2 protein-coding genes and 2 pseudogenes are annotated in these 2,810 nt (G+C 60.5%); 2 read left to right on the top strand and 2 right to left on the bottom strand.

Translation table 11 applies throughout. The features are described from left to right. Positions 1-549, bottom strand: a pseudogene (locus tag BN1129_RS22380) (endonuclease/exonuclease/phosphatase family protein); the annotation flags it as partial. A gap of 91 nt (positions 550-640) precedes the next feature. Further along, positions 641-1,151, bottom strand: a pseudogene (locus tag BN1129_RS22375) (transposase); the annotation flags it as partial. A 223-nt stretch (positions 1,152-1,374) separates the two neighbouring features. Here BN1129_RS22375 and BN1129_RS07725 point away from each other — a divergent pair. Together BN1129_RS07725 and BN1129_RS23785 are read left to right on the top strand one after the other, a co-directional pair. Further along, positions 1,375-2,289 carry a LysR family transcriptional regulator gene (locus tag BN1129_RS07725; RefSeq protein ID WP_042035658.1) on the top strand — a complete coding sequence of 305 codons (915 nt, stop codon included), beginning with the start codon at positions 1,375-1,377 and terminating at the stop codon, positions 2,287-2,289. A gap of 3 nt (positions 2,290-2,292) precedes the next feature. Continuing rightward, on the top strand, positions 2,293-2,810 hold a 518-nt coding region (locus BN1129_RS23785; RefSeq protein ID WP_042035667.1), incomplete at its 3' end, for a LysR family transcriptional regulator.

Genomic DNA, 2,810 nt, shown 5'->3' with positions numbered 1-2,810 from the left:
CTGGCCGTGGTAGTTGCCAAAGCCCCAGCCATCGTCCGGGCCGTTGTTGACCTTGCCATCCAGGTTGAGGTCATGGCCGCTCATCAGGCCGGTGTTGGTGGCAAAATTCTGCAGCACAGGGTAGCGGATGGCGGTCACCTCGTTGTGCTGGGCGTGGGCCAGGTAGTTGTCGTTGAACGCAGTCAGATCGGCGGTGCCGGCGCCCTTGCCGTCGTTGTCGAACTCGTTGAGCAGGAAGACGTCCGGCCGGGTGCGCTGGATAATCTCGGCGATATTGCGGATCTGCTGCACATCCTTGGCGCGGGTGATCTCGTCCTTGCCTAGGCTGCCGTCCCCTTGCTGGTAGCGGGTAAGCAGGGCGTCCTGCTCGGCGCGGGTCAGGGCCAGTTCCCCGCTCAGCATGCCTGGAGCGGTGCGATCAAAGGAGAGGTTGAAAGTTGCGAAGCGAACCATGGGGGTCGGGGTCTCGGAGTCATGTTGGCTGTTACAGCCTGCCATCAATCCGAAGGAAATGGCAGCGGCGAGTAGGGACTTGCTGATATTTTTCATTGTAATATTCCGTAGCATCAATAAGTTATATCTGGTTTTTACGAGCGTTGAGGCGCGCCCATTATAGGGAGCCCGCCCCCGGGCTGGGCGCCGGATGAGCCAAAGTGTGAGTCCCAAGGCTATCATTGATGGCCGTCATTTTGAGCTCTTTGAGGATTGCGAATGTGCAAAGTGGGCTCGCCGGCGCCAGACAATACCCAGCCGCGGCAGCCAGCGCCCTATGGTTGAAGCATGCAATTTCAGGTGCCAATTCCGTTTCAGTTCAGACGCCATCAGTTCGGTACTCCAAGGCGAGAGCTGATATCCTAGCTCCTGAGGTGACAACTGGATCAACAGCAGCAATAGACCCGAGATGTGAGCAAATGGCAGTACCGGCTTGCGCCCCCAAAGCTCGCTTTCAAGCTCCTCAAGGCTGTATAAGGTGTACCAGTTCACCCAGATGAGCGAGCGGCGGCAGTGAGCCTGGAAACAGCCGAGACACTGTGCCCGTCAGCGACGAGCAAGATGGCGTTGAGCTTCCGGCAGAGATCTTTATCTTTGGTCCGATGCATCTTGTTGATGATCCTGCGTCGCTCATCATGGTCGGGCAGTGTTAGTATCATTTCGGGCTCGGCTCGTTTGTCGTTTGGTTGATTTGGCGATTAATCAGGACGCACAAACGACGTAGAGTTCCATTCTTTACCCGGATAAGTGGTCTACATTTCGGAACGGTAATTTAGCTTCCCGAAACGCGCCCCTGCGATATGAACTTTTCAACGGGATGAAGATGTAAGTCTAAGCACAGCACTAACAGTGCAGACTGTGGCCTCACATGAGGAGTCCAATATGGACCGCTTTCAGGAAATGCAGGTGTTTCTGGCCGTTGCCGAGGAACAGGGGTTTGCCGCCGCAGCAAGCAGGCTGAACATGTCGCCGCCCAGCGTGACCCGCGCCGTGGCCGGACTGGAAGAGCGCATCGGCACCCTGCTGCTGAACCGTACCACCCGCAGCATGAACATCACCGAGGCCGGTCAGCGTTATGCCGAGGACTGCCGGCGCATCCTCGCCGAACTGGAAGAAGCCGAAGAGTCTGCCGCTGGCAGCCATGCCATGCCGAGGGGCCAACTGACGCTCACGGCGCCCTTGTTGTTTGGCGAGCTGTTTGTTACCCCGTTGATGGTCGACTTCCTGGAGCAGAATCCTGCCGTGCAGATCCGCGCGATGCTGGTGGATCGGGTGGTGAGCATGGTTGATGAAGGCATTGATGTGGCCGTGCGGATAGGCAACCTGCCGGACAGCGGCCTGAATGCGCTGCGGGTCGGTGAAGTGCGCCGCGTGATCTGCGCGTCTCCGGCGTTTCTTGATGCCCATGGCCGCCCGACGCACCCTGAACAATTGCAGCAGTTGCAGGTGGTGGGCTCGGCCAGCAGCCCGCTGCTCAGCGACTGGCAATTCGAAGACAACGGCAGCCTGCTCAACGTGCGCCTGCAACCACGGCTGGTGGTCACCGCCAATCAGGCGGCCATCAATGCCGCCGCATTGGGCTGGGGCCTGACCCGGGTGCTGAGTTATCAAGTGGCGGCCAAGGTCGCCAGCGGCGAACTGGAAATCGTCCTACAGGAGTTCGAGCAGCCACCGCTGCCCGTGCATGTGGTCTATCATGGCGGGCGCAAGGTGGCGGCCAAGGTGCGCGCCTTCGTCGACTTCTGCGAACAACGCCTGGGCCAGGATCCGGCGCTCAATCCACACTGGTCGAACTGAGTCATGGATCGCCAGCAACAGATGCAGGTGCTCCTTGTGGTCAGTCAAACGCGGAGCCTGGCCGCCGCCGCACGCCAGTTGGGACTCTCCGAGCCGACCGTGACCCGCGCCATCGACGCCCTGGAAGCACGGTTAAATCTGGCACTGCTGCAACGCAGCACCCGGGGCGTGTTGCTCACCGAAGCGGGTGAGCGCTTTGCCGCGGACTGCCAGCGCATTCTCGCCGAGGTACAGGAGGCCGAAGCCTCGGCCAGTGGCCTGCACAGTCAGCCCCGCGGGCATCTGACGGTCAGCGTGCCCCTGCTGTTCGGCCAGGAACTGATGCCGGCCATCCTGCTCGATTACCTGCAGCAGTACTCCGAGGTGCAGCTGTATGTCCGCTATCTCGACCGCCAGCCGAACCTGCATGAGGAAGGCGTCGATGTGGCCATTCTGGCCGGCGACCTGCCCGACTCCTCGTTGTTCGCCCTCAAGGCCGGGCAGATACGCCGCGTGGTCTGCGCCAGCCCCGCCTACCTGGC

Source organism: Aeromonas popoffii (assembly GCF_000820025.1).
In the GTDB taxonomy this organism is placed as follows: Bacteria; Pseudomonadota; Gammaproteobacteria; order Enterobacterales; family Aeromonadaceae; genus Aeromonas; species Aeromonas popoffii.
This window is presented reverse-complemented; position numbering and strand designations above follow the sequence as displayed.